At 57.6% G+C, this 25,204-nt stretch carries 19 protein-coding genes and 2 tRNA genes; 14 read left to right on the top strand and 7 right to left on the bottom strand.

Annotated features, from left to right (window positions below; genetic code table 11):
* The first annotated feature begins 136 nt into the window (after window positions 1–136).
* Entirely contained in the window at window positions 137–541 is a 405-nt protein-coding gene (locus GJU83_RS14960) for a DUF1330 domain-containing protein (protein WP_069185051.1), read from the top strand.
* Between the two features lie 11 nt (window positions 542–552).
* Here the strand turns inward: GJU83_RS14960 and GJU83_RS14955 are convergent, their stop codons facing one another.
* Both GJU83_RS14955 and GJU83_RS14950 read right to left on the bottom strand, forming a co-directional pair.
* Complete coding sequence (locus GJU83_RS14955; protein ID WP_069185052.1) at window positions 553–882, bottom strand: branched-chain amino acid transport AzlD family protein; 330 nt, start codon at window positions 880–882, stop codon at window positions 553–555.
* Window positions 875–1,579, bottom strand: a complete 705-nt coding sequence (locus GJU83_RS14950; protein ID WP_069185053.1) for an AzlC family ABC transporter permease — start codon at window positions 1,577–1,579, stop codon at window positions 875–877. Before GJU83_RS14950 ends, GJU83_RS14955 begins: the two co-directional genes overlap by 8 nt.
* Before the next feature lie 168 nt (window positions 1,580–1,747).
* On the opposite strand from GJU83_RS14950, the gene GJU83_RS14945 reads away from it, so the two are divergent.
* The 5 genes from GJU83_RS14945 (at window position 1,748) to pgsA (ending at window position 6,898) form a co-directional block, all read left to right on the top strand.
* Window positions 1,748–3,367, top strand: a complete 1,620-nt coding sequence (locus GJU83_RS14945) for a methyl-accepting chemotaxis protein (protein ID WP_069185054.1) — start codon at window positions 1,748–1,750, stop codon at window positions 3,365–3,367.
* Window positions 3,368–3,451: 84 nt separating this feature from the next.
* The gene (locus GJU83_RS14940) at window positions 3,452–3,703 is read left to right on the top strand and encodes a hypothetical protein (RefSeq protein WP_069185055.1); all 252 of its coding nucleotides are present in this window, start codon (window positions 3,452–3,454) and stop codon (window positions 3,701–3,703) included.
* 100 nt (window positions 3,704–3,803) lie between these two features.
* Window positions 3,804–4,466: a UvrY/SirA/GacA family response regulator transcription factor gene (uvrY, locus tag GJU83_RS14935; RefSeq protein WP_069185056.1), complete on the top strand. Its 663-nt coding sequence runs from the start codon at window positions 3,804–3,806 to the stop codon at window positions 4,464–4,466.
* Complete coding sequence (gene uvrC / locus GJU83_RS14930; protein ID WP_069185057.1) at window positions 4,450–6,312, top strand: excinuclease ABC subunit UvrC; 1,863 nt, start codon at window positions 4,450–4,452, stop codon at window positions 6,310–6,312. Before uvrY ends, uvrC begins: the two co-directional genes overlap by 17 nt.
* A 7-nt stretch (window positions 6,313–6,319) precedes the next feature.
* Window positions 6,320–6,898 (top strand): CDP-diacylglycerol--glycerol-3-phosphate 3-phosphatidyltransferase, encoded by a 579-nt coding sequence (gene pgsA / locus GJU83_RS14925; RefSeq protein WP_069185058.1) that lies wholly within the window; start codon window positions 6,320–6,322, stop codon window positions 6,896–6,898.
* Here the strand turns inward: pgsA and GJU83_RS14920 are convergent.
* Genes GJU83_RS14920 through GJU83_RS14905 form a run of 4 tightly spaced genes read right to left on the bottom strand, consistent with a single transcriptional unit; the run spans window position 6,831 to window position 10,424 of the window.
* Entirely contained in the window at window positions 6,831–7,484 is a 654-nt protein-coding gene (locus GJU83_RS14920) for an ABC-type transport auxiliary lipoprotein family protein (protein WP_083231879.1), read from the bottom strand. The two genes, pgsA and GJU83_RS14920, sit on opposite strands and share 68 nt — an antisense overlap.
* On the bottom strand, window positions 7,481–8,419 hold the full coding sequence (locus tag GJU83_RS14915; protein WP_069185059.1) for an MlaD family protein: 939 nt from the start codon (window positions 8,417–8,419) through the stop codon (window positions 7,481–7,483). The genes GJU83_RS14920 and GJU83_RS14915 overlap by 4 nt, the downstream gene beginning before the upstream one ends.
* Window positions 8,420–8,421: 2 nt before the next feature.
* Window positions 8,422–9,246, bottom strand: a complete 825-nt coding sequence (locus GJU83_RS14910; protein WP_069185076.1) for an ABC transporter ATP-binding protein — start codon at window positions 9,244–9,246, stop codon at window positions 8,422–8,424.
* An 11-nt stretch (window positions 9,247–9,257) separates the two neighbouring features.
* A complete protein-coding gene (locus GJU83_RS14905) occupies window positions 9,258–10,424 on the bottom strand; it encodes an MlaE family ABC transporter permease (RefSeq protein ID WP_141697246.1) in 1,167 nt (388 codons plus the stop codon).
* Window positions 10,425–10,577: 153 nt separating this feature from the next.
* On the opposite strand from GJU83_RS14905, the gene GJU83_RS14900 reads away from it, so the two are divergent.
* From GJU83_RS14900 to GJU83_RS14875, 6 genes are all read left to right on the top strand, one after another.
* Window positions 10,578–10,653, top strand: a tRNA-Gly gene (locus tag GJU83_RS14900).
* A gap of 60 nt (window positions 10,654–10,713) precedes the next feature.
* Window positions 10,714–10,787, top strand: a tRNA-Cys gene (locus tag GJU83_RS14895).
* A gap of 165 nt (window positions 10,788–10,952) precedes the next feature.
* Window positions 10,953–12,668 carry an NADH-ubiquinone oxidoreductase-F iron-sulfur binding region domain-containing protein gene (locus GJU83_RS14890; protein WP_069185077.1) on the top strand — a complete coding sequence of 572 codons (1,716 nt, stop codon included), beginning with the start codon at window positions 10,953–10,955 and terminating at the stop codon, window positions 12,666–12,668.
* Between the two features lie 11 nt (window positions 12,669–12,679).
* A complete protein-coding gene (fdhF, locus tag GJU83_RS14885) occupies window positions 12,680–15,550 on the top strand; it encodes a formate dehydrogenase subunit alpha (protein ID WP_069185061.1) in 2,871 nt (956 codons plus the stop codon).
* A gap of 148 nt (window positions 15,551–15,698) precedes the next feature.
* On the top strand, window positions 15,699–16,820 hold the full coding sequence (locus GJU83_RS14880; RefSeq protein WP_069185062.1) for a metallophosphoesterase family protein: 1,122 nt from the start codon (window positions 15,699–15,701) through the stop codon (window positions 16,818–16,820).
* Window positions 16,817–19,465: an ATP-binding protein gene (locus tag GJU83_RS14875; protein ID WP_069185063.1), complete on the top strand. Its 2,649-nt coding sequence runs from the start codon at window positions 16,817–16,819 to the stop codon at window positions 19,463–19,465. Before GJU83_RS14880 ends, GJU83_RS14875 begins: the two co-directional genes overlap by 4 nt.
* A 72-nt stretch (window positions 19,466–19,537) precedes the next feature.
* On the opposite strand, the gene GJU83_RS14870 is transcribed toward GJU83_RS14875, so the two are convergent.
* Window positions 19,538–20,695, bottom strand: a complete 1,158-nt coding sequence (locus tag GJU83_RS14870) for a cysteine desulfurase family protein (RefSeq protein ID WP_228715195.1) — start codon at window positions 20,693–20,695, stop codon at window positions 19,538–19,540.
* A gap of 162 nt (window positions 20,696–20,857) precedes the next feature.
* On the opposite strand from GJU83_RS14870, the gene GJU83_RS14865 reads away from it, so the two are divergent.
* Both GJU83_RS14865 and GJU83_RS14860 read left to right on the top strand, forming a co-directional pair.
* Window positions 20,858–21,817 (top strand): DUF4007 family protein, encoded by a 960-nt coding sequence (locus GJU83_RS14865; RefSeq protein ID WP_069185064.1) that lies wholly within the window; start codon window positions 20,858–20,860, stop codon window positions 21,815–21,817.
* Entirely contained in the window at window positions 21,808–25,203 is a 3,396-nt protein-coding gene (locus tag GJU83_RS14860; protein ID WP_069185065.1) for an ATP-binding protein, read from the top strand. The genes GJU83_RS14865 and GJU83_RS14860 overlap by 10 nt, the downstream gene beginning before the upstream one ends.
* The last annotated feature ends 1 nt before the right edge of the window (window position 25,204 follow it).

Genomic DNA, 25,204 nt, shown 5'->3' with positions numbered 1-25,204 from the left:
CGTCTCCTTCAATGTAGCCTTACGAAGAAAGAAGGCAAAAAGAGCAAACTGAATGAAAGGTAATGAAATCGCTTGCGCGCACGCCTCCGGCCTGGGCTATAGTAGGCCCCGGAAACATGAGAAGAAGAGGATAAGGATGGACGCCGTTAATCCCACTCCCGAACAGCTGCAGAAAGTCCTGGCGGATACCCCGAAAGACCAGCCTGTCGTCATGTTGAATCTGCTGCGCTTCCGCGACCGGGCCAACTACAAGGAAGAGGCACCGGAGCGGACCGGTCGGGAAGCCTACACGCTCTACATGGAAGAGGCCGCTGCCTGCGTAAGATCGGTGGGCGCAGAAGTCATCTGGTCGGGCCGCAGCGTTGGATCACTGATTGCACCCCCGGATGAATCCTGGGATCAGGTACTGCTGGTCCGCTACCCGTCAATCGACGCCTTCATGGCCATGATCGAGAGCCCGGAATACAAAGGCGTGGTCAAGCACCGGACCGCCGCATTGCAGGATTCCCGGCTGGTCGCCAATCTCGAAAACAGGGTGTAAACCCGGCCGGGTCAGAGCCCGGCTTGCTGAATGGCCATATAGCTGATGGTGCCCGCAGCAATGGAGAGCAGGGCGTTGCGGCGCCACAGGTGAATGATGACCACCAGGGCGCCGGGCAGCAGGGCATCAAAGCCCATCCATGCACCTGACCAGTCCGCCGAACGTTGCAGGAACACCGTTGCCAGCAGGGCCATCACCGCCGCAGGTAAATATCGCCCCAGATGGCGAACCAGCGGGTGTTCCGTATGCCGCTCGAAAAACAGGAAGGGAATCACCCGTGTGGCGAAGGTGGCGAGTGCCGCGACCGCTATGAAGGCTGCCAGATAGCCGGATTCACCCATGGTTACTCTCCCTGTGCAGCGTTTGCCTGCGAGTCTTACGGTATTCCAGTAAGAGCACGGCAGTTACCAGCGCTATGGCCCCGATCAACTGGTGTGCCGGCGGCAGTAGCAGCATGGCAACACCCGCTGCGGCGGCCCCAAGCCAGATGGGGAAGCCTTCGCCCAGGGCCTTGTATTGCTCCAGTGTCAGAACAATGAACAGAGCCACCAGTGCAAATTCGATGCCGGTGCTGTCAAAGGCGACATTGTCGCCAAGCAAGGCCCCGATTGCGCACCCAGCAACCCAGTAGCACTGATTGAACCCTGTAATACGGAAATCCACCTCCTGCTCATGAGCCCGGTCGGATCCCCGTGGGCGGCTGGTGAGCAGGGAATAGGTTTCATCCGTCAAACCGAAAATCAGGTAAAGCTTGCGCCAGCCCGCCTCCTTGAACTGGCCCAGCAATGAAAGCCCGTAGAACAGATGGCGGGCATTCAGAACAAACATCGCGATGAATACTTCCAGCAGGCCGGCGTTAACCGCCAGAAGACTCACAGCCAGTATCTGGCCGGCGCCGGCATAAATCACCAGGCCCATCAGAGGTGCTGCCCACCAGGCATAGTCGAGCTGGGTGGCAAACAGCACGCCAAAGGCCATGCCCAGCGGTAAGTAGCCGAACAGAATGGGTAAGGTGAGTCGAAAGACGGACTGGTTCATTAGCATCCAAACGGTCTGAAAGCGGCGATCATAGTGAATAAGGGGATTTATTTGAAGTGGTTAACGCCATTGTTGGTGGGTGGAGATAAAAAGCTGACGCCCAAAGTGCAATAAAAGTGTCACAAAATCGGCGTACCATCCGCGGCATAGCCCGCTGTTGGAGTTGTCATGTTCGGCACAGTAAGAACCCGGATCCTGTTTTTCGCCTTTCTATCAGTCTTCGCCCTCGCCGGGCTTGCCGCGCTGTCATGGAGCATCATCCTGAAAGCCGAAGGCGCCTCCAAAACCCTGATACAGACCAACCTCAACGAAGCCTGGCTGCTGGCGGACATGGAACAGGATCATCGCCACCTTCAGGACCTTGCCTACAAGATCAAGGCCCAGCTTTTACTGTGGGATGAAATCGAGACCGAATTCAGTCGATTGGAAAGCACATTGCCGCAAAATTGGCAGACACTTGAGGCAGAGCCGGGCCTGCGCCAGTGGGCAGAAGCACACCGTGAGGATTTCGAGCGGGTACTGGCGCTTATCGCCCGGATGGGAGAAGGCATTGCCGAGAAAAGCTATTACCGTGTTGGTCAGGTGGTGGATTTCGATCTGTTCCCGGCCATGGAACCGATGCTCGCAGCCATCGCCGAGCGCCAGTTTCAGAGCCGAGCCTCGGTGTCCGAGGGCGCAGACGAACTGCTGTCGTTTCTGGCCGGTCAGCAGAGCTTCCTGATTGCGGGCTCCGTGTCCTTCCTGCTTATCGTCGTTATCATGACCTGGTGGCTGAGGCAGTCGGTGATTTTGCGCTTGCAGGGTATGCAGAACGACCTGGTCGCCATGGAGAAGAACGCCGATCTTACGCGTGTGCCCGTCCTGAAGGGGCGGGACGAGGTGGCTGGTGTGGCCAGTGCGCTGGGTGGATTGGTCTCCCGGTTCGAGCATTTTATTGCAGACATCCGCACGGCCGCCGGCGGTCTGGACGAGCGCTCGGGCGCCCTGGACAACGGCGCCGAGTCGCTCCAGGCGGCCTCCGAGCAAACCCGGAAGCAGATCAATGACGTGAGCCAGTCAATGGCCGCCATTGCCGATCAGGCCTCAGCTATAGAGCGGGCCACAGACGAATCGGCTAACACCGTGAAATCCGCAGTAGCAGCCAACGAAGAAGTGCAAAGTCGATTGACCACAAGCGAAGAGGCTGCGGAACACACGGTGGATGTGATTTCCCGCGTTTCTGGCTCCATCCACGCCCTGAACGAATCCACGGGCAAGATTGAGCAGGTTATCGGGGTAATTGCCGACATCGCCGAGCAGACCAACCTGCTGGCCCTGAACGCCGCCATCGAGGCCGCTCGCGCGGGCGAGCACGGTCGCGGTTTTGCGGTGGTGGCCGATGAGGTTCGGACTCTTTCCCGTCGCACCTCTGACTCTACCCGGAATATCTCGCAGTGGGTGCAGGACCTGGTATCCGGGGTCAGCAGTGTTGATGATCTTCTGGAAGAGATGCGCGATGCCGGTAGCAGCAACCGTGAGCATCTGGCCGCACTCAAGGGGCACCTCCAGTCATTGCAGGGCCAGTTTGTGGACCTCGAGAATCACAGTGCCGAGATCAGCTCCGCCGTTGCCATGCAAAGGGATGAGATCGGGCGGGTCGGCCGTCGATCGACAGCGCTGGACGAAAGCGCTGATTTCCTGATCGAGAGCGTCGAGCAAACCCGGACCATCAGCGAGGCGCTGAGGCAGGAGTCCGTATCCATGCGCCAACTGATCGCTCGTTTCCGCACCACCGAAGAACCTGCCTGAACAACGAGTGCTTGCCCGGAAACCAAATCCGGGCTTCTACCTTTCCGCCATACCTCGTAACATGGTGGCGTCACAGGAGGTAGTATGACTGACAGCCCCGAAAACCAGCCAGAGCAAGATCCCCGGCAGGAAAAGTTCATTGTTGATACCGAGTTGCTGACCGAAGACCAGCTCCAGGGCCTGGTGGAGGAATATTGCACCCGGTACCACGGCCTGAACGATACTGAAAATCCCATGGGCGAGCAGAGCAGGGTGATGTCTGCGGTGCGGCGGGGCGATCTGGTGGTCTGGTTCGACCCGGTTGAGAATACCGCCGGTCTGGGTGTGCCGGGTTAGGCGTCAGGTCTGTCACGGTATTTATGTTTGCACCTACCCGGGGCCGGAACTAAACGTTACAATCGCGCTGTTTTCCCGAAAGCCGTGTGCGAGGTGAATTTTGATCAGGGTACTGGTTGTAGATGACCATGAGCTGGTGAGGTCCGGCATTACCCGGATGCTGGCTGACAACCCGGACATTGAAGTCATCGGGCAGGCGTCATCCGGCGAGGACGCTATCGATTTTGTTCGCCAACAGCGTCCGGATATTGTGCTCATGGATATCCGCATGCCGGGTATCGGGGGCCTCGAGGCAACCCGTCGTATCCTCCGCATTGATGATTCCATTCGTGTGATTGTGGTAACCGCCTGCGCGGACGACCCCTACCCAACCCGCGTCATGCAAAGCGGTGCCACCGCCTACATCACCAAAGGCGCCGATATCAAAGAGATGGTTCGCGCCATCCGTATGGCCCACACCGGCCAGCGGTACATCAGCCCGGAAATCGCCCAGAAGATGGCCCTGAAGCAACTGGGCGGCGGTGATCGGGATGAAGACGGCGAGCTGTCTCTGTTCGACCGGCTGTCCGAACGGGAAATGCAGATTGCCATGATGGTGGTGGATTGCCAGAAGGTGCAGGATATCTCCGACAAGCTGTGCCTGAGCCCCAAGACGGTGAACAGCTACCGCTACCGGATCTTCGAGAAACTGGAAATCTCCAGTGATGTTGAATTAGCCCTGATGGCAGTACGGCTCGGGTTGCTTGATGCCGACAAGGTCTGACCCTGAGAGCACCCACATCGGGGAGTTTGACAGCAAGAGCTTCCTGAAACAGTTGACCGAGCGGCCCGGCGTCTACCGAATGTACGACGAGGGTGGCTCGGTTCTTTACGTGGGCAAGGCCCGCAACCTCAAAAAGCGGGTTGGCAGCTACTTCCGCAAGACCGGCCTGGCGCCCAAGACCGAAGCCCTCGTTGGCAAGATTGCCTCCATTGAAGTGACCATCACCGGCAGTGAAACCGAAGCACTGCTGCTCGAACAGAACCTGATCAAATCGTTACGGCCGCCCTACAACATCCTGCTTCGGGATGATAAGTCCTATCCCTATATCTATTTGTCTTCCCACAGCGATTACCCCTCGCTGACGTTCCGACGTGGGCGCACAAAAAAGGGTGGCGGCACCTGGTTCGGGCCGTTTCCAAGCTCGGGAGCAGTCAAGGAAAGTCTTAATGTTTTACAAAAGATTTTCCGCATAAGGAACTGTAGTGAAAGCTTTTTCAGGAATCGCACAAGGCCTTGTCTGCAATACCAGATCAACCGTTGCACGGCACCTTGTGTTGAACACATCACGCCCGAGGAGTATCGGCAGGACATCCGTCACGCCACAATGTTTCTGGAGGGCAAGAACCCTGCGATTCTCCACGATCTGATGAACGCCATGGAGGCGGCATCAAAGAATCTGGAGTTTGAAAAAGCGGCAGCCTACCGGGACCAGATCAACCACCTGCGCCACGTGCAGGAGCAGCAATCAATCGAAGGCGAGGGCGGCGACGCGGATGTCATTGCCATTGCCCAGGATGCCGGGGTTGTCTGTATTGTTGTGATCATCGTTCGGGGTGGCCGGGTGTTGGGGACCAAAGACTACTTCCCCCGTTACTCCATCGAACAGACCGAAGGCGAACTGCTCAGCGCCTTTCTTGGCCAGTACTATTTCGGGGGCAACACCCGCCGGGAGATTCCTCGGGACATCCTGGTGCCGGTTGAGGTGGAAGGCCAGGAATTGCTGGCCCAGGCCCTCAGCGAGTCCGCAAACCGGGAAACCCGGATTCGCGGCAATGTGCGGGGTGAACGCCGCCGGTGGCTGGAGCTGGCGATGACGAACGCCCGCCAGACCCTGCTCACGCACCTGGCGAGCAAGGAGACCGTGTACCGGCGCTTGCTGGCATTGAGGGATCTTCTGGAGCTGGCAGAAACACCGCAAAGAATGGAGTGTTTCGACATCAGCCACAGCCACGGGGAAAATACCGTCGCATCCTGTGTGGTTTTCGATGAGAATGGCCCCCTGAAGAGCGATTACCGCCTGTACAATATCGAGGGTGTCACCGCCGGCGACGATTACGCCGCCATGCGACAGGTGCTTACCCGCCGGTACAAACGGATGGTGGCCGGGGAGGGCAAGCGCCCGGATCTGGTCTTCATCGATGGTGGTAAAGGGCAGTTGAACATTGCCCGGGAAGTGTTTGATGAGCTTGAGATTTCCGATATCCCGCTGATTGGTGTCGCCAAGGGAGTGACCCGTCGTGCAGGCATGGAGCAGCTGATTGACGCCATGACTGGCGATGTGTTCCGGGTGCCGGCCGATTCACCGGCGCTGCACCTGATCCAGCACATCCGGGATGAATCCCACCGGTTTGCGATTACCGGGCACCGGGCCCGGCGGGACAAAAAACGCCGGCAGTCTACACTGGAAGGCATTGAAGGCGTGGGACCGAAGAAGCGTCGCGACCTGATCCGGTATTTTGGCGGCATTCAGGAACTCCGCAAGGCCGGGGTTGATGAGATGGCCAAGGTGCAGGGCATCAGCAAATCACTGGCCGAAACCATATACGCAGCATTGCACGACGAGTAAGGACAGCATGAATCTACCAAACATCCTCACCCTCTCCCGCATCATCATGATTCCGGTGTTTGTGGTGATTTTTTACCTTCCGGTGGGGTGGAGCTACCTCGTGAGCGCGGCCATTTTCGGGCTGGCGGCGGCCACGGACTGGCTGGACGGCTATCTTGCCCGCAAGCTCAACCAGAGCACGCCTTTCGGCGCCTTCCTCGACCCGGTTGCAGACAAGCTCATGGTGGCCGTTGCCCTGGCTGTGCTGATCGAGGAACACTCGGCGATCCTGCTGACCATTCCGGCCACGGTGATTATCGGTCGTGAAATCGTGATTTCCGCCCTGCGGGAGTGGATGGCAGAAATCGGCAGCCGCGCAAGTGTGGCAGTCTCCTACATCGGGAAGATCAAGACCACGGCCCAGATGGCAGCCATCGTGGGTTTGCTGGCCTTCCCCCCTGGCGTGCTCTGGGCCAATGTTGCCCTGGCGCTGCTCTATATCGCCGCGATTCTCACGCTCTGGTCCATGGGTCTCTACCTCAAGGCTGCGTGGTCTGATCTGTTTCCCGAGAAGGCCTCAGCCGAGGCGGATAGTCACACGTCGTAGCCCAGTCAACCACCCTGGCGGCCAACTGGCTGCCAGCGGTTCCGAACGCCTCAACAATCTGGTCAACCGATGTGCCCGCCGCGGGCTCAACAATCCGGACGGTACGTGTACACAGGTTGGCCCGCGAACGATTGTGAATCATCTGAAGATGTAGCTCGATAACCACCTGGGGGCCGGTGTCCGGGGTTTCCGAATTAAACGCAGAGAGTTCGGTCACCAGCGTCAGCTCAGCCGGCGCGGGATTGGTATCGGTGATGACGTTTGTGAAGGCGCCACTCTGGCGAAGGCTGGCAACCAGGGTATCCCGGACCACCACAGGCGCTGTATCCCTCCATCGGATGGCCTCGTAGGACCGAAACTCCTGCGGTATGGGCTTTGCCAGAATGAGCGAGCCATTGAAGGGCTCTGAGGCGTAGGGTGTATCCACGCGAAGGGATGCCTGAACCGCTTGCTCGACCGCGGGAATTGGCTGTACCAACGCCAGGTCCATAACCCTGGGTGGTTCGGGGTTCGGAAACACCGTGCAGCCACTGGCAAGGGCAGCGCCCAGGAGAAGCGCAACGCTTTTGATTGACCTCAATGTCACTGTGCCATCTCCTTCATGGTTTCATTGCCGAATAGCGTGCCCGTGGGGTCCTGTTCCAGCCGGTGAGTGAACTGGTTCAGGCTGCGCAGGGTTGCCCTCAGCTCCCGAAGCGCGGGTGCCAACTCGCCCATGCCCTGAAGGCCAGCATCCATTGCGCCCTGATTGTCACGGGTCAGCTCATCAATCCGCCCGATGGTCGTGGTAATTACCGCGAGGGCTCTGTCCATGGACTCCAGAACCCGCTGGCCATCGGTTCGCAACAGTTCGTTGGCATTATCCGATACATTGGACACCTTGATGGCGGCTTCTTCTGCGCGAATGGCGGCCGCGTCGAACTGTTCAAGCAGGGCGGTCAGCTGATCCCGGCGGTCGAGCAGGGCATCCGTGGCCTCGCGCGTGTTCCTCAGAATCGCAGAGGCGTTCTCGATATTGTCTCCGGACAGCAACTCAGTGGCGCTGGTAAGCAGCTGGTCCGCTTTGGCCAGCAGTTGTTCGCTGTTGGCCAGCAGGTTGTTGAATGCCGAGGGCTCGGCAAAAATGACCGGCGGGTTGTCCCTGTCGCCCTTTAGCACGGGCTGGTCGGGGCTCCCACCGCTGAACTGGACGCTCATGCTGCCGGTAATATTGGCGAGCACCATGCCGGCCTTGGTGTTCTCTCGGATGGGAATCGACTGATCAACCCGCACCAGAACCCGCACATGAGCGGGATTGTTCGGATCAAGGTTCAACTCCACGACATCGCCAATCTGCACGCCGTTATAAAGCACCGGATTACCCTCGGACAGGCCGCCAACTGCCTGCTCGAACACGATCTCATAGTAGCCCCATTCCCGATCGGCGGAGGATTTCGCAAGCCACAGCGAAAAGATCAGTGCGGCGGCGAAGGCCAGGATGGTAAACAGGCCAATGATCAGGTGATGGGCCCTCGGCTCCATGGTTACTGCTCCTGCGTCCGTGTGTTCGAATGGTCCCTGAAGGCGTAGCTCGCCGCCCGACCGCGGGGGCCTTGAAAGTAATCCTGGATCCAATCGTCTTCTGTGGCGGCAACGGCCTCCAGCGTATCAGCTACCAGGACCTTTCGCTGTGAAAGAACCGCAACCCGGTCACAGGTTGAGTACAGGGTGTCCAGATCATGGGTGACCAAGAACACGGTCAGCCCCAGGGCATCCCGAAGCGTCACGATCAGCCGGTCGAATGCCGCAGCCCCGATGGGATCCAGGCCGGCGGTGGGTTCGTCCAGAAACAGGATTTCCGGATCAAGGGCCAGGGCTCGTGCCAGGCTCGCGCGTTTAACCATGCCGCCGGAGAGTTCGGACGGGTAGCGAAGCGCCGCATTGGGAGGTAATCCGGTCAGCGCCAGCTTCATGCGGGCCAGCTGTTCCGCTTCGGGCCGCTTCAGGCCGGCGTGTTCAATCAGGGGAACCGCTATATTTTCCTGCAGGTTCAATGAGGTGAACAGGGCGCCCCCCTGGAACAGTACACCGAACCGTTGCTCTATCCGGGAGCGCTCACGGGCCGAAAGCTGGATCAGATCCTCGCCAAAAACGCGTATGTGGCCCGAGGTGGGCGTGTTCAGCCCAACAATGCTGCGCAAAAGCACGGTTTTGCCGGTTCCAGAGCCACCAACCACACCCAGAATCTCGCCCCGAAGCAGGTCCAGGTCGAGGTTCTCGTGAACAACGTGATCGCCAAACTGGTTGCACAGGTCCCGTACTGCAATCACCGGTTTACTGCCGGCGTCACTACTTGGGGATTCGCTCATAGCCGCCATGATTACCAGCCCATTTCCATGAAGAATAGTGCAGCAATGGAATCCAGCAGAATCACCATGAAGATGGATTGAACCACGCTGGAAGTAGTGTGTTCGCCCACGGATTGAGCGCTGCCGGCCACCTTGAACCCTTCCAGGCAGCCAATGACGGCAATCAGGAACGCAAAGATCGGGGCCTTCACGATGCCCACAAGAAAATGCTGAAGGGCGATGTCCCGCTCAACGATCGCCATGAACTGCGTCGGCGAGATATCCAGCACCAGGGCGCAGACTATGGCGCCGCCCACCATTCCCGAAATCATACCCACAAAGGTCAGGATCGGAAGGCTCACCATCATGGCCATCACACGGGGCAGCACCAGCAGTTCGATCGGGTTAAGGCCGAGGGTGCGGATGGCGTCCAGCTCCTCGTTCACCTTCATGGCACCAATGTGGGCGGTAAAGGCACTGGCGGTTCGGCCGGCGAGAAGTATCGCGGCCAACAGCACCCCGAATTCCCGCAGGAAGGAGAAGGCCACCAGATTGACCGTGTAAATGGTGGCGCCAAAATCCTCCAGCACGGTTGCTCCCAGGAACGCCACCACGGCACCCACCAGAAATGTCAGCAGTGCCACAATGGGCAGGGCATTCAGGCCGGTGTCGTGAACCGCGGCAACGAAGGGTGTCATACGCCAGCGCCAGGGCCTCGGAAGGTTCCAGGCCAGGGTGCCGAGCGTCTGGCCGATAAAGCCGACGAGGATCCATAGCAATCGGAATATGCCTTCCACTTTCTGACCGGTCCCGATCACGAAGCTCCGGATAAGCGAAGGTGCGCCCCTGTCTGGCTCGGGCTGGTCTTTCATCGCCTCGCAAACGGCAGCAATCAGGGCAGATTTTTCCCGCGGCAAGTCGCCAGCAGAGGTCACCGCTTCCAGCAGGCGCTGGGGGCCAATGAGTGAGGCCAGCTGGGATGCTCCGGCCGTGTCAATTCTGTTCAGGCCCGAAAGGTCTATTGATAACGCGCCCGTGTCTCTGGGTGACATGGATGAAGCCAGGGACGCCAGTGATCGGTAATGACTCAACAGCCAGTCATCCGCCACTCTCAGGGTGCCGGCCTCAATGGTCACGGATCCGGGTTTGGAAGACGGTGGTAGTTGGTCGGTCTGCTCGGAAGAATCAGGACTGGGCACGTTCTGTCGAATCCCTGAGTGATTTGGCCTGCCAATTACTAGCTTACCCACAATCTCCAATAAAACAAAAACTTGATAAAAAACTGTTGACGCCCGAACGGTAATCCGTAGAATACGCAGCCGTTGACGAGGCAATGCCCCGGAAACAAAAGAGCGGGAATAGCTCAGTTGGTAGAGCACAACCTTGCCAAGGTTGGGGTCGCGAGTTCGAATCTCGTTTCCCGCTCCAATTTCAAGTCTCTCATTGCCCACCTGAGAGCACAAAGATCCGATCCCTTCGATCTTTTCCGGCGCGGTGGCAGAGTGGTTATGCAGCGGACTGCAACTCCGTGTACGCCGGTTCGATTCCGACCCGCGCCTCCATTATTTCCCTAGTTCAAAGTTCCAGACCCAAGGCCAGGAAAGACCCTCGGTTCATTCCGTTATTCATCGTCTGGCGCCATCCCGTCCTCCTATGCTTCAATGATTGCAAAGCAGTCAAACCAGCCAACAAGGCTGTACCTGGATCCCCGGCGCCTGGTCAAAAGCATGGATACGGACGAAAAAGTGGTCAAACGTCGGCGCTCCGCCCTTCGGGGCCGTCAACTGGAACCGGCTGTATTGTCGGAGCTGCGGGAGCTGATCGGTGACGAGCGCGTTGATTCGTCATTACGAGACCGCGATCGCCTTATCGAGCACCTGCATGTATTGCAGGATTCAGACGGCTACCTCTCCATGCCTCGCCTCCGGGCCCTTGCGGCTTTCATGAATCTGCCCATGGCAGCCATCTATGAAACCGCCACCTTCTATGCCCATTTCGATGTCATTCACGACGAACAAACGCCACCACCGGCACTAACCCTTCGGGTATGTGATTCGCTTTCCTGCCAGTTGGCCGGTGCAGAGGCGCTGCACCAGGCACTGTCGGACGGCGCTGATCCCGCCCTTGTGCGTGTGCGGCGGGCACCCTGCATGGGGCGCTGCGACAAGGCCCCAGTGGTAGAAGTCGGCCATCGTCACGTGAGCCATGCCAATACTGAAAATGTGGGTGCTGCGGTAGAACAGGGCCAGATTCACCCGGAAGATATCCAATGGCAAGGTCTGGCGGATTATCGTTCGGCCGGCGGTTATGGCCTGCTGGCTGATTGCCATGAAGGCCGGGTGAGCGTTGAATCTCTGGCCGAGGAACTGGAGCAGGCAGGCCTGCGCGGCCTCGGTGGCGCTGGATTCCCCACCTATCGCAAATGGCAGGCCGTTCGGGCGGAACCCGGGCCACGTTACGCGGTGATCAACGCCGACGAGGGCGAACCGGGCACCTTCAAAGACCGCTATTACCTGGAACGTGAACCCCACGTATTCCTGGAGGGCGCGCTTGTCAGCGCCTGGGCCGTCGAGGCTGAAGCTCTCTACATCTATTTAAGAGACGAATACCCCGGCCTGCACCGCGTTCTGAAAAACGCTATTGCCGAACTGGAAACGGGCGGTATCGTCAAGCCAGGTTTTATCATCCTTCGCCGGGGCGCAGGCGCCTACATCTGCGGTGAGGAATCCGCCCTGATCGAATCCCTGGAAGGGAAGCCCGGCAAGCCACGGCATCGCCCGCCGTTTGTGGCCCAGAAGGGACTGTTCAACCAGCCCACCCTGGTGAACAACGTCGAGACGGTTTACTGGATCCCCCGCATCCACGCCCAGGGCGCCGACTGGTTCGCCAGCCAGGGACGACATGGCCGCAAGGGGCTTCGCAGCTTCTCGGTCTCCGGGCGCGTTGCCCGCCCCGGTGTTCATGTGGCGCCCGCGGGCATCACCCTCAATGAGTTGATCGAGGAATACTGCGGCGGCATGGCCGAAGGGCATCGCCTGCTGGCCTATCTGCCCGGTGGAGCGTCCGGCGGCATTCTACCGGCCAGCAAAGGGGACATTCCGCTGGACTTCGACACTCTTCAGGAACACGGCTGTTTCATCGGCTCTGCGGCAGTGATCGTTCTGTCTGATCAGGACGATTTGCAGGCCGCGGCCGCCAACCTGTTGGGCTTTTTCGCCGATGAGTCGTGCGGGCAGTGCACCCCCTGCCGTGTGGGCACCGAGAAAATGCTCACCCTGCTGGAACGCAAAACCTGGGATGAGGAGACCCTCCGGCAACTGGCGGCGGTTATGGCGGATGCGTCCATCTGTGGCCTCGGCCAGGCCGCACCCAATCCGGTGTTGAGCCTGCTGCGGGATTTCCGCAGCGAACTCGCCAGCAGCAACCTGATAGCGAAAGGTTAGGGGAGGCAGCCATGAGCCATTCCAGCACAAGCTTCACCCTGACACTCGACGACGTTGAAGTTCAGGCCTTCCCCGGCGAAACCCTGTGGCAGGTGGCCAAACGCGCCGGCGAGACCATTCCGCACCTGTGCTTCAAAGAGGCTCCGGGTTACCGCGCCGATGGCAATTGCCGGGCCTGCATGGTGGAAGTGGAAGGAGAGCGGGTGCTCGCCGCAAGCTGCATTCGCGAGGCAGCGCCCGGCATGGTGGTGCGCAGCGCCGGCTCTTCGCGGGTTCAGGCGGCCCGCAAAGGCGTGCTCGAATTGTTGCTGGCGGATCAACCTGAACGAGACGACAGCCCCGACCGCTCAAGCCACCTGTGGGAAACGGCGGATCAACTGGCCATCGATGCCGCCGCCGTGCGCCAACGCATCCCGGCGCGCTCGGATCGGGATGCGCCCACGGTTCATCATGTGGCACCACGCCCTGATTCGCTGCCCCACGCCGGGGGGCACGACGCCAGCCATTCGGCCATGAACGTCAACCTGGATGCCTGCATTACCTGCGGTTTGTGCGAGCGCGCGTGCCGGGAAGTGCAGGGTAACGATGTGATCGGTTTGGCCCACCGTGGCGCTGCGTCCAAGGTCGTGTTTGATTTTGACGACCCCATGGGCGACAGCACTTGCGTTGCCTGCGGTGAATGCGTGCAGGCCTGCCCGACCGGGGCGCTCATGCCGGCCACCCTGATCGATGCCCAGGGCCGCGGAGACTCCGCCACTGCTGATCGGACAGTCGATTCCGTCTGCCCCTATTGCGGCGTGGGCTGCCAACTGACCTATCACGTGAAAGACGAGCCCACACCTGCCGGATCTGAGAAAGGCGAGCAGCGAGGACGCATCCTGTTTGTGGAAGGGAAAGACGGTCCCTCAAACCAGGGGCGGCTGTGCGTGAAAGGCCGTTTTGGCTTTGACTATCCCTCTCACCCGGCTCGGCTGACCCGGCCGTTGATTCGCCGGGAGGGCATACCCAAGGGGCTGGACCCGGAGTTCGATCCGGCTAATCCGTTGACGCACTTCCGAGAAGCAAGCTGGGAAGAAGCCCTGGATCTGGCGGCCAACGGGTTGACCCAACTAAAAGCACAACACGGACCGGCCGCGCTTGCCGGTTTCGGCAGCGCCAAATGCTCCAACGAAGAAGCCTGGCTATTCCAGAAGCTGGTCCGTACTGGCTTCGGCTCCAACCACGTCGATCACTGCACCCGGCTTTGCCATGCAAGCTCCGTGGCCGCATTGATGGAATGCCTGGGCTCCGGCGCCGTGACGGCGTCCTTCATGCAGGCATTGCAGGCCGACGTGGTGATCCTCACCGGCTGTAACCCGGCGGTAAACCACCCGGTAGCCGCCACCTACTTCAAGCAGGCGGCACGCAACGGCACCAAACTGATCATCATTGATCCACGGGGCCAGGCGCTGGATGCCTATGCCTGGCGCAGCCTGCGATTCTCTCCAGGCGGCGACGTGTCACTGTTCAACGCAATGCTGAACGTGATCATCAGCGAAGGTCTGTTTGACCAGGCCTACATTGACGCTCACACCGAAGGTTTCGAGGCGCTGGCGGCCAGCGTCGAAGGCATGACCCCGGAAGTGATGAGCCCGGTCTGCGGCGTGGCGCCCGATGCCATTCGTGAAGTGGCCCGCGCCTACGCGAGCGCGGATAAGGCGATGATTTTCTGGGGCATGGGCATCTCCCAGCACGTGCACGGCACCGACAACGCCCGCTGCCTGATATCCCTGGCGCTCACCTGCGGCCACACCGGCCGGCATGGCACTGGTTTGCACCCATTGCGGGGGCAAAACAACGTGCAGGGCGCATCCGATGCCGGGCTGATCCCCATGGTATTGCCCGACTACCAGCCGGTAGGCGATCAACAGCTGCGGGCCGCCTTCGAAGAACTCTGGAACACAGAGCTGGACCCTGAGCCGGGGCTCACCGTGGTGGAGATCATGGATGCCATCAAGGCGGGCACCATCAAGGGCATGTACATTCTGGGCGAAAACCCCGCCATGTCCGATCCGGACCTGACCCACGCCCGGGCCGCGCTCGCTGCCCTTGAACACCTGGTGGTGCAGGACCTGTTTGTCACCGAGACCGCCCAGTTTGCCGATGTTATCCTGCCGGCCGCCGCCTGGTCGGAAAAATCCGGCACCGTTACCAACACCAACCGCCAGGTGCAAATGGGCCGTGCCGCACTGGCGCCGCCGGGGGAGGCAAAGCCCGACTGGTGGGTTATCCAGGAAATCGCCCGGCGTTTCGGGCTTCGTTGGAACTACGCCGGCCCCGAGCAGGTGTTTGAAGAAATGAAGCAGGGCATGCACTCACTGGATCATATTTCCTGGTCTCGCCTTGAGCGCGAAGGGTCCGTTACCTATCCATGCCCGGCCGACGATGCCCCGGGGAACGACGTTGTCTTCTCCGATGCCTTCCCACGAGCGGGAGGCCGCGCCAGATTCTCACCAGCCAGCCCGCTACCGCCGGACGAGCCGGTGGATGAGGCCTATCCCATCGTACTAACCACCGGGCGATTGCTTGAGCACTGGCACACCGGCGCCATGACCCGTCGCAGCCGCGTGCTGGATGAGCGGGAACCGGAAGCGGCGGCGTATCTCGCACCAGCAGAGCTGGAACGCATGGGCGTAGCACCGGGCAATGACATTCAAATTGCCACCCGGCGCGGCACCATCACGCTGACGGCGCGAGCCGACCAGACCATGCCCGAAGGCATGGTGTTCGTACCCTTCGCCTTTGTGGAAGCGGCAGCGAACGTGCTCACCAACCCGGCCCTGGACCCGTTCGGCAAAATCCCGGAATTCAAGTACGCCGCGTGTCGACTGAGCCCGGCCTAGTCGTCGAAGCCAACTGTCTCTGCCCGCGCTCTGTTCGAATTCTGCTCAACTTCTGCCAGACCGACAGTCATCGTCGCATGGCGTCTGTAAAGTGTGCGCAGTTGGTCTAGAATAACGCCAAAATTTCCAGATCTTTCAGGTAGATAAAATGCCAAAGTTTTTGCATACGGCAGACTGGCAGATGGGCCGGGCGTTTACCCGTTTCGAAACCGAAGACGGTGCAGCCCTGGTTGAAGCCCGCTTCGAGGCCATCGAAACGCTTGCACGACTGGCCAACGAACACCAGTGCGATGCGGTCCTCGTGGCCGGTGACGTCTTTGATGCCCAGACCGTCTCCGACCGAACCATTCGCCGGGTGTTCAACGCCACGAAAGGTTTCAACGGCCCCTGGGTCATGCTCCCCGGCAACCACGACGCCGCACTCGCCGAGAGTGTCTGGACCAGAGCCCAGCGCCTGGGTGCGGTACCGGAAAACGTACATCTCGCGCTGCAGCCTGGCGTGATCAATCTGGAAACCGAGCAGCTCAGCGTCCTCTGCGCGCCGCTGACCCAGCGCCATACCTACGGCGATCTGACCGAGCCATTCAGCGGCTATGAAACGGCCGAGGGCTTTCTCAGAGTCGGCCTGGCCCACGGCAGCGTTCAGGGCCTGTTGCCGGACGAGATTGACTCCACCAACCCCATCGCGCCGAACCGGGCAGAGGCCAGCCGGCTCGATTACCTGGCCCTGGGCGACTGGCACGGCACCAAACAGATCGATGAACGCACCTGGTACAGCGGAACGCCAGAGCCCGAACGGTTCAGAAACAACGAAGCGGGTAATGCCCTGATTGTTGAGGTTGCCGAACCCGGCGCGACACCCGCGGTAACTCCTGTTCCAACAGGGCGGTACCAATGGCACCAGTTCCGGGAAACCCTGGCCGTGCAGTCCGATCTTGAGCAGTTGCTGGAGCGCTTGAACAGCCTGCCGGAATCTGCCGTTGTGGATCTTCGCCTCGACGGCTCAGTGACCCTGGCCGGAGAAGAAACCCTGTTGAAGGCGCTCTCGGTTGCCGAAGCCCGATTCCGCAGCCTTCGCTGCGAGCGGAGCGGACTTCAGCTGGCCCCCACCGATGAGGACATCGCGGCCCTGAAAGCCGATGGCTATGTTGGCGAGGTGGTAGAAAGCCTGCGGGAGCAGCAGGAAGGAGCGCAGGACGATGTCGCCCGGGATGCTCTGGCCATACTGGCCGGCCTGCTCAGGGAGCGGGAACAGGAGGCAGCGCAATGAAGCTGCAGCGAATGCGCATTGAACAGCTGCGCCAGTTCCGCAAACCATTTGAGCTGGACAACCTGCAGCCCGGCCTCAACCTGATTCACGGCCCCAATGAGTCCGGCAAAAGCACGCTGGTACGTGCCATCCGTGCGGCATTTTTCGAGCGTTATCGGTCCACAGCCGTGGACGACCTGCGCCCCTGGGGTGACTCCGCCGCGGCGCCCACCATCGAGCTGGATTTTGAGCACGAACGCCGTTCCTGGCGTCTGACCAAAAGCTTTCTCCAGCGCAAGCGGTGCGACCTGGTTGTTGGCGCCGAGACCTACAGTGAAGACGACGCCGAAGAAAAACTGGCCGAACTGCTGGGCTACCAGTACCCGAAACGGGGCGCCAGCAAAGCCGAACACTGGGGTATACCGGGATTGCTGTGGGTAGAGCAGGGCACCGGGCAGGACATCGAACAGGCCATAGAACACGCCAGCGATCACCTGAAATCCGCCCTGAATTCCATGGTTGGAGAAGTGGCCAGCTCCGGTGGCGACGACCTCATCGAGACGGTTCGCAACCAGCGGGACACCCTGCTGACCGGCACCGGCAAGCCCCGTGGCGATTACCTGAAACTGGAAAAAGACCGCGCCCAATACGAGGCTGAAATCGAAGAGCTCAAAGAGCGGGTACACAAATACCAGGAGCAGGTCGACCGGCTTGGCAAACTGACCCAGGACTATGAACAGGCGGAAGCCGAGCGGCCCTGGGAAGACGCCCAGCGCCAGCTAGAGGAAGCCCGGGCGCGTTATCAGCAGGTTGAGCGCCTTGAGCAGCAACAGAACCAGGAGAAAGCCACGCTCAGCCAGCTGCAGCAAAACCACCGCCTGCTGCAGCAGAACAAGGAACACCTGGAAGGACTCAGTCGCCAACTTGAAAGCCGGAAAGTCGAACTGGACAGGGCGGAGCGAGAGCTCGCCACCGCAGAGGCCCAAACCCCGGTGGTTGCAGGCCGTTTGCAAGAAGCCAGAACCGCCTACGAGAAAGCGCAAAAGCAACGAAAACTGGCTGGCTTGCTGCAAACCCGGCAAAGGCTGGAGCAGGATGTCCGCCGTCTTGAGCAGCAGAAACAGGTGCTTACTCAGAACCTGGCCAAAGCAAAGGAATACCAACAGCAGTTGGAGCAAGCCAGGCAACAGGCTCGGGAAAATCGGATCGATGCCGAGTTGGTCAATAAGCTGCGCGCAACCGCGAACCAGCTGAACGAAGAAACCATCCGCTCACGAACCATCGCTACCCGGTTGAGCTGGCAGTTGGAGGCCGGCGCATCCCTCACGCTGAACAATGAAGCGCTCACCGGCCAGGGCGAGCAGCAGCTTCTGGAAGAATCCTCACTGGTGATTCCCGGCGTGGGTACCCTGGGCATAACCCCCGGCGGCGAAGAACTGGCCAGTACCCGCAGGAAACTCAAAACCCTTGAGGAAAGCCTGGAAGACCAGCTGAAGACCCTTGGCGTTAAATCTGTGGCACAGGCAGAGGAACGTCTTGCTGCCTTTGAAAACGCCGGAAGAGCCCAAAAGCATGCCGAGGATTTGCTGAAATCCGTGGCACCGGCCGGTATTGAGCAACTTGTCTCCGAGCAGAACGAGGCAGAGAGCGAACTGGAGAAAGCCAAAAGCCAATTAGATGCCACTCACAAACCGGATCCGAAAGAGGATGTGCCGGCCCTGGAAGAGGCGGAGGCAGCCTTCACCCGGGCTGGCACCACACTGGATAAAGCCGAATCCGATGACCGTGAGCACCAGTCCAGGCTGTCTGCCCTGAAACAGGCCCGGGACAACGCCAAAACCGAATGGCAGCGGCTGGCCGATGAAGAAAAAAGCCCGGAACGCCAGCAGCAACTTCGCCAGATAACCACCGACCTGGCGAACCTCGAGAAACAGCAGGCCGAACTGGAAGCCAGCCTTGAGCGCCGCGAACGTGAAATCCGCGAAGCCCGCCCGGAGTTTCTGAAACAGGACATCGAGCGCTACCAGAACGCCGTCAACCAGCTGCGCCAGACCCAGGAAAACCGGGGCCGCGAACTGCGAGATATCAAAGTCAGGCTGGAAGCCTGGGGCGCGGAAGGGCTGGAAGAACAGCTCAATGAAAAAGAGGCCGAGTACGATCAGTGCAACCGCCGCTATCAGGAATTGCACCGCCGAGCCCAGGCGCTGGACCTCCTGCTCAATCTGCTCACGGAAAAACGCCAGGCCCTGACACGCCGCCTTCAGGCCCCACTGCAAAAACACCTCAATCATTACTTATCGGTGCTTTTCCCGGAAGCCTCGTTGGAAGTGGATGAACAGCTACGGCCGGGCACCTTCAGCCGCGGCACTGAGCTTGGTCTGATTACCGAACTAAGCTTTGGCGCCCGCGAACAGATGGGCCTGATTAGCCGTCTGGCCTATGCTGATCTGCTGCGGGAAGCCGGAAGGCCGACGCTGGTGATCTTGGACGATACCCTGGTGCACAGTGACAGCGACCGCCTGGAAGACATGAAACGCATTCTGTTCGATGCGGCCAGCCGGCATCAGATATTGCTGTTTACCTGCCATCCGGAAAAGTGGCGAGATCTTGGTGTAGAGCCCAGTGATCTGGACAGTCTGAAGGCTCTCGTAGCAGGAAGTATGTGAGCCTTCTTACCCGGCTATTATGAAAAAACGAATCGCGAAGAGCGCGAAATAATTGATGCTTTAAGGTGCTGCTCAAGGACCTGGTAGCCTGCGCAGAACTGTTGCGATCAAGTCTACCGCTTTGTCGATTTCCTGGTCAGTGGTTTCGAAGCCAAGACTGAATCGAATAGCGGACTCTGCTTGTGCCTTTGTTAAGCCAATCGCTCTTAACACGTGTGATGGTTCGGGAATGCCCGAAGTGCAGGCTGAGCCAGTAGAGGCAGCTAGATGTGGTTGAAGTGCGCCAAGAACATCTTGCGCATCGAAACCCTCAAAGCCAATGGATATATTGCCAGGGTGGCGACGTGCTCGGTCGGCCCCATACAGCTCTGCTGGCCATGGGAGGGCCAATAGCATATCTAGAAACTTGTCTCTTCGGGCGCGGAGTTCATCACGTTTGTTATACGCTGCGGCAGAGCTAATGTATTCTGCTGCAGCTCCAAGGCCCACGCACAAGGGCGTCGGTAAAGTCCCAGGGCGAATTCCATTTTGTTGGCCGCCACCATATATTAAGGGCTCGATTTGATCTTGAAGGTCACGAGTAATATATAGCGCGCCAATACCTTTGGGTCCGTACATTTTATGGCCGGATAGGCTGAGCAGGTCGACCTTAGCTGCAAAGTTCTCCAGCGAAGTCGTCATGGGCGCTTGAGCCGCGTCGCAATGGAATACTGCCCCATAGCTTCTGATGGTTTGAGACAGGGCTTCAATGTCTTGTACGGAGCCAATCTCGTTGTTTGTTGCCATGATGGAGACAAGAAGTACATCCTCTCCGAGCAACTTCTCCAGTTCGGAAGTTATAATCAGGCCGTTTTGGTCTACTGGAATTAGATTCACAGTAAATCCGTACTGTTCCTCTAGGACGCGCCCAGCCGATAAAACGCATTTATGCTCTATGGCGCTGAGCAAGATTCTGGTGCGGGGTGACTTCTTTAGGGCGGCTCTTTTTCCCAGTCCGAGGATGGCCAGGTTGTTTGACTCAGTGGCTCCCGATGTAAAAATTATTTCATCGCTGTCCGACCCAATAAGGTTTGCCACCTGCTGGGCAGTTTGCTCAATCGTAGCGGCTGAACGCCAGCCGAGTGAATGATCTGAGGAGTGGGGGTTAGCAAAGGCTTCTGTAAAATAGGGCTGCATTTTGATCAAAACTTCCTCGGCAACGGGTGTGGTTGCCTGATAGTCAAAATACATAGACTTTACCTTTAGCATTATAAAAATGTTGAGTTGGCGACTTTCGTTTCCTGCAGTTTTTCTAAGCGGGGCCTTCCTGGAGAAATCGTCCAGATCTACGTTGACCATAGCATAGGGCGCGTATTAGAGTCACCTGGACGGATCATCCAGGAGAATAAGGCAATGGCGCGCGGGCCGCTCTACCAACAAGATTACAATCCTCAATTTTCAGGACATGAGACCTTCCCGCTTCGGTATGGATGGTTAAAGAAGTGTTTTGATCGCGTATCTCAAACCGAGCATGAACCTGGTAATAAGCCACTATGTTGGGGTGATGACGCGATTGCCCGTTTTGGAGTTGGTAAAAATATGGTTGCCTCGATGCGCCATTGGGCAACTGTTGCGGGCATTATCGAAGAGCCTACGGGTGCCAACCAAGTTAAGACAACTCAGCTTGGACAACTACTGTTTGGGGATGGTGGTCTTGATCCTTATCTGGAAAACCCGAATTCGCTATGGTTGATTCATTGGAAGTTGGCTACAGAGTGGAAGAAAAAGACCACATGGTATTGGGCATTCAGTCATTACTCTGCTGTTACTTTTGAACGTGACAAGTTCGTAGAGAGGTTGCAACGCGATTGGCCCAAAGCAGCCAAAGCAACCGTAAAAAACGATGTTGCTTGCTTTCTTCGCACATACGCAGTTCAGCCATCCTCATCGAAAGCAGGGCGAGACGATTCTCTCGAATGCCCGCTCACTGAGCTTGGTCTGATCAAGCCGGTGTCGAAGCGTGATGAGTTCCGCTTTGTGCGCGGTCAGAAAACGACCCTCGGCAATGGCACATTTGTGTATGCCTTGCTTGAATTCTGGAAAGAGTTTTCACCTACTTCCTCAACGCTGTCTTTTGAAGCGATTGCTCATGAGCCGGGTTCACCGGGCCGGCTTTTTCTTCTCGATGAAAACGATGTTGCTGACCGGCTATTTAACATAGATAGCGTTGCCGGCCACGCTCTCCGGTGGTCGGAGACCGCTGGCTTAAAGCAGGTTATCCGCAGCCCTAACTTTGATTTCGAGGATGCGCTTGATTTTATTCGGAACGATTTCGAAAGCTCAGATGAAAGAGAGGCTGCCCAGTGTCTTTAATTGATCAAGTTAGCATTGCCGGACGCTTTCAAAAGTCCATACGAATCGACACGGATTTGGGAAGTAAGAACGCCTTAGATGGCTTCGTTTGTCCGCAATCCTCAGTAGATGTACTTTTGGCTATGGCCCGGCATGCCTCTGAAAACGGACAGGGCGCATTCACATGGACAGGGCCATACGGCAGTGGCAAGTCAAGCTTAGCAATTGCTTTGAGCGCCTTACTTAGCGGCGATACAGAGTTAAAAGGACAGGCAGCAAGCGTCTTTGGGGATGAGCTTACTAGCAAGATTTGGGAGACTTTTCCGGCTGGCTCAAAGGGATGGAGAACTCTACCGGTTGTTGGACGCCGGGGTAATCCTGTAGAAATTTTGGGAGAGGCTTTGGAAAAAGCTGATTACGTATCTCCCCGCCCCAAAGCAAGTTGGACTGAAGAAGATGTTGTCGAAAGCTTAATTTCTCTGGCTACGAGCGATAACGCCGTCCACGGTGGTCTGGTTTTGTTCATTGACGAAATGGGCAAATTCTTGGAAGCAGCTGCGCAGGACGGGTCGGACGTCTATGTTTTTCAGCAGATAGCTGAGGCAGCATCACGGAGTAACGGTCGACTACTTTTTGTAGGTGTCTTGCACCAAGCATTCGACGAGTATGCTCACCGTCTTTCCCATGACCTTCGTAATGAGTGGGCCAAAATCCAGGGGCGTTTCGTTGACTTGCCTGTTAACACGATGGGTGAGGAGCAGATTGACCTAATTGCTCGTGCAATTGTATGCAACGAAGCGCATCCACAATCCGAAGGCCAAGCAAGAACAGTCGCAAAAATTGCACGAAGGGAGCGCCCAGAGGATTCTGAGCGGTTGGCCAAGATGTTGGCTAACTGTTGGCCCCTGCATCCAGTGGTCGCTTGCCTTTTAGGCCCGATTTCTCGCCGGCGGTTTGGACAGAACCAACGCAGTATTTTTGGTTTTCTCAATTCATCAGAACCTCATGGCTTCCAGGATTTTCTGCGCGTAGCTGAAAAAACGAGCCTCTTTACGCCAGCAAAGTTATGGGATTATCTACGGGCTAACCTTGAACCCTCGATTTTAGCTTCACCTGATGGTCATCGTTGGGCAATGGCCGCCGAAGCATTAGACAGATGTGAAGGTATGGGGGGCGATGAATTCCTGGTTAACCTCTTGAAAACGATAGCGGTCGTTGATTTGTTCAAAGAGCGATCCGGGCTCGTACCGAGCTTTGAACTGCTCCAGGCATGCTTCACTGGAACTAGCGAAAAGACCTTAAAGGATGCTTTAGCGACTCTTGATACATGGTCGCTTACTATCTTCAAGAAGTTTCAAGACGCTCATGCGATTTACGCAGGAAGTGACTTCAATATCGAACAAGCCGTCGGCGTCGCTCTAGAGGATGTTGAGGAGCTAGACGTCGACGCTCTAAAGTCCTTAGCGGGTTTGCAGCCGATTCTTGCTAAGCGGCACTATCACGATACAGGCGCCATGCGCTGGTTCGATGTGAACATCACTCCTGCAAAAGATGTAATAAAAGTGGCGTCAGGCTTTAAACCCGGGAGTGGGGTAATTGGAAAGTTCTTACTTGTCGTCGCGACTGAAGGAGAGGGCGAGGGGCAAGTTGAAAACCTTTGCCAGGAAGCTGCTGAGTTAAGTGAGCAGTGGGACATTGTGGCCGGCTACTCTTCACAGTCGTGGTCAGTAGTTATGCTCGCAAAAGAGTTGTTGGCGCTTCACGCAGTCAGTAATGATCATCCCGAGCTGGCTGGCGATCCGGTGGCAAGAAGAGAGGTTGCGGCAAGAATCACGGAGATGCAGGCGCAGCTAGAAGTAGAGCTGAGCAAATCTTTCGGCAAAGCTGAGTGGTGCAGAAAAGGTCACGATAGGAAGCAGTACAGTCAGTCCGAACTCAATGGGCTGGCGTCCGAACTAGCTCACAAGCGTTTTCATCAGTGTCCAAGGCTACATAACGAGCTTCTGAACCGTCAGAAACCCTCAGGTAGTGCTATTGCGGGCCAAAACGCACTTCTGAGGCACATGATCACCCAAGAAGCTAAACCTCGCATTGGCATTGATGGCTATCCGGTGCAGGGTGGGCTATATGCATCGCTTTTAGAGGCCACAGGTCTTCACGCGAAGACTCAAGAAGGTTGGGGTTTTGTGGCTCCATCTGAAGACAAAGATTATGAGTATAGGCTTGCTCCGGCTTGGCATGCTGCGATCGAATATATTAAAGAACATAGAGACCGTTCAGTAGCTGTTTCAGAAATTTATGAGCTATGGGCAAAAGAACCGTATGGCATTAAAGACGGATTAATGCCGGTGTTATCCGTTGCCTTCATTCTGACGCAGAGGGACAGTCTTGCCGTTTATAGACAAGGGCTTTTCCGTGCACGGTTTGATGACGTCGACGTCGAGTATCTCGCCAAGGATGCGCAGACAATTCAGTTACGCTGGATGGATCTCGACAAGATGTCGCGCAAATTGCTCTCGGAGATGGCGGATGTTGTCCGAGACCTCGACGAAAAGAATGCGCTCATCCATCTTGAGCCCATCGATGTTGCGCGTGGTTTGGTTGCCATCTACGAGCAACTTCCGAACTGGACAAAACGCACCATGCGCCTTTCCGCGAGGGCTGTTCAAGTTCGCGATATGTTTAAACGGGCGAATGATCCCAACAAGTTCCTTTTTGATGACATCCCGGCATTAGTAGATTCGACTAAAGCAGAAATATCGGACCAAAGTGACGTTCAAAATATCGTTTCTGTTGTGAAAGAGGGGCTGCATGAGTTGGTGCAGGCCTACCCGGCGATGATCAATCGGCTTCGGGACATGTTGCTTGCAGAGCTTCAGGTTCCCAATCTCTCTCCTCAATCGCTTTTGGAGTTGCGTGAGCGTGCAGAAAACGTAAAGGAACTTGCTGGTGATTTTCGTTTGGATGCTTTTGTAGGACGTCTCGCAGGGTTTCAGGGGAGTGACAAAGGCTTTGACTCCATTGCAAGTCTTGCCGCAAACAAACCACCAAGGGATTGGGTTGATCCGGATATGGATCGAGCGTCAATTGAGCTCGCTGATATGGCGCAAAGATTTCTCAAAGCTGAAACTTTCACCAGGATCAAAGGCCGCCCTGAGAAACGCCATGCCATGGCGGTACTGGTGGGTAGAGAGGGCAGGCCTGCGCCGCTCCTTGAGGAGTTTGATGTTACTGACTCTGACAGAAAGGACATTGATGAGATTATTGAACGGTTCTCGGCAGTCCTGGACTCGTCTGATGCTAAGAATAAAAACATTATTCTTGCTGCACTGGCCGAGATGAGCACGCGCTATATGAAGGCGCCGACGGCAGAGAAATCAAAAACCGACAATGGCGAGGTTGCGTAAC

The sequence above is a fragment of the Marinobacter salsuginis genome, from assembly GCF_009617755.1.
GTDB classification, from domain to species: domain Bacteria; phylum Pseudomonadota; class Gammaproteobacteria; order Pseudomonadales; family Oleiphilaceae; genus Marinobacter; species Marinobacter salsuginis.
The sequence above is the reverse complement of the archived record's forward strand: the minus strand, read 5'-3'. Positions and strand labels throughout refer to the sequence as shown.

Excerpts from the sequence above, each read along its gene's own strand:
- GJU83_RS14945 (WP_069185054.1), top strand. The coding sequence starts at position 1,748 with ATGTTCGGCACAGTAAGAACCCGGATCCTGTTTTTCGCCTTTCTATCA.
- GJU83_RS14915 (WP_069185059.1), bottom strand. The coding sequence starts at position 8,419 with ATGGAGCCGAGGGCCCATCACCTGATCATTGGCCTGTTTACCATCCTG.
- GJU83_RS14940 (WP_069185055.1), top strand. The coding sequence starts at position 3,452 with ATGACTGACAGCCCCGAAAACCAGCCAGAGCAAGATCCCCGGCAGGAA.
- fdhF (WP_069185061.1), top strand. The coding sequence starts at position 12,680 with ATGAGCCATTCCAGCACAAGCTTCACCCTGACACTCGACGACGTTGAA.
- GJU83_RS14870 (WP_228715195.1), bottom strand. The coding sequence starts at position 20,695 with ATGTATTTTGACTATCAGGCAACCACACCCGTTGCCGAGGAAGTTTTG.
- uvrC (WP_069185057.1), top strand. The coding sequence starts at position 4,450 with ATGCCGACAAGGTCTGACCCTGAGAGCACCCACATCGGGGAGTTTGAC.
- pgsA (WP_069185058.1), top strand. The coding sequence starts at position 6,320 with ATGAATCTACCAAACATCCTCACCCTCTCCCGCATCATCATGATTCCG.
- GJU83_RS14910 (WP_069185076.1), bottom strand. The coding sequence starts at position 9,246 with ATGAGCGAATCCCCAAGTAGTGACGCCGGCAGTAAACCGGTGATTGCA.
- GJU83_RS14875 (WP_069185063.1), top strand. The coding sequence starts at position 16,817 with ATGAAGCTGCAGCGAATGCGCATTGAACAGCTGCGCCAGTTCCGCAAA.
- GJU83_RS14960 (WP_069185051.1), top strand. The coding sequence starts at position 137 with ATGGACGCCGTTAATCCCACTCCCGAACAGCTGCAGAAAGTCCTGGCG.
- GJU83_RS14890 (WP_069185077.1), top strand. The coding sequence starts at position 10,953 with ATGGATACGGACGAAAAAGTGGTCAAACGTCGGCGCTCCGCCCTTCGG.
- GJU83_RS14880 (WP_069185062.1), top strand. The coding sequence starts at position 15,699 with ATGCCAAAGTTTTTGCATACGGCAGACTGGCAGATGGGCCGGGCGTTT.
- GJU83_RS14865 (WP_069185064.1), top strand. The coding sequence starts at position 20,858 with ATGGCGCGCGGGCCGCTCTACCAACAAGATTACAATCCTCAATTTTCA.
- GJU83_RS14950 (WP_069185053.1), bottom strand. The coding sequence starts at position 1,579 with ATGAACCAGTCCGTCTTTCGACTCACCTTACCCATTCTGTTCGGCTAC.
- GJU83_RS14955 (WP_069185052.1), bottom strand. The coding sequence starts at position 882 with ATGGGTGAATCCGGCTATCTGGCAGCCTTCATAGCGGTCGCGGCACTC.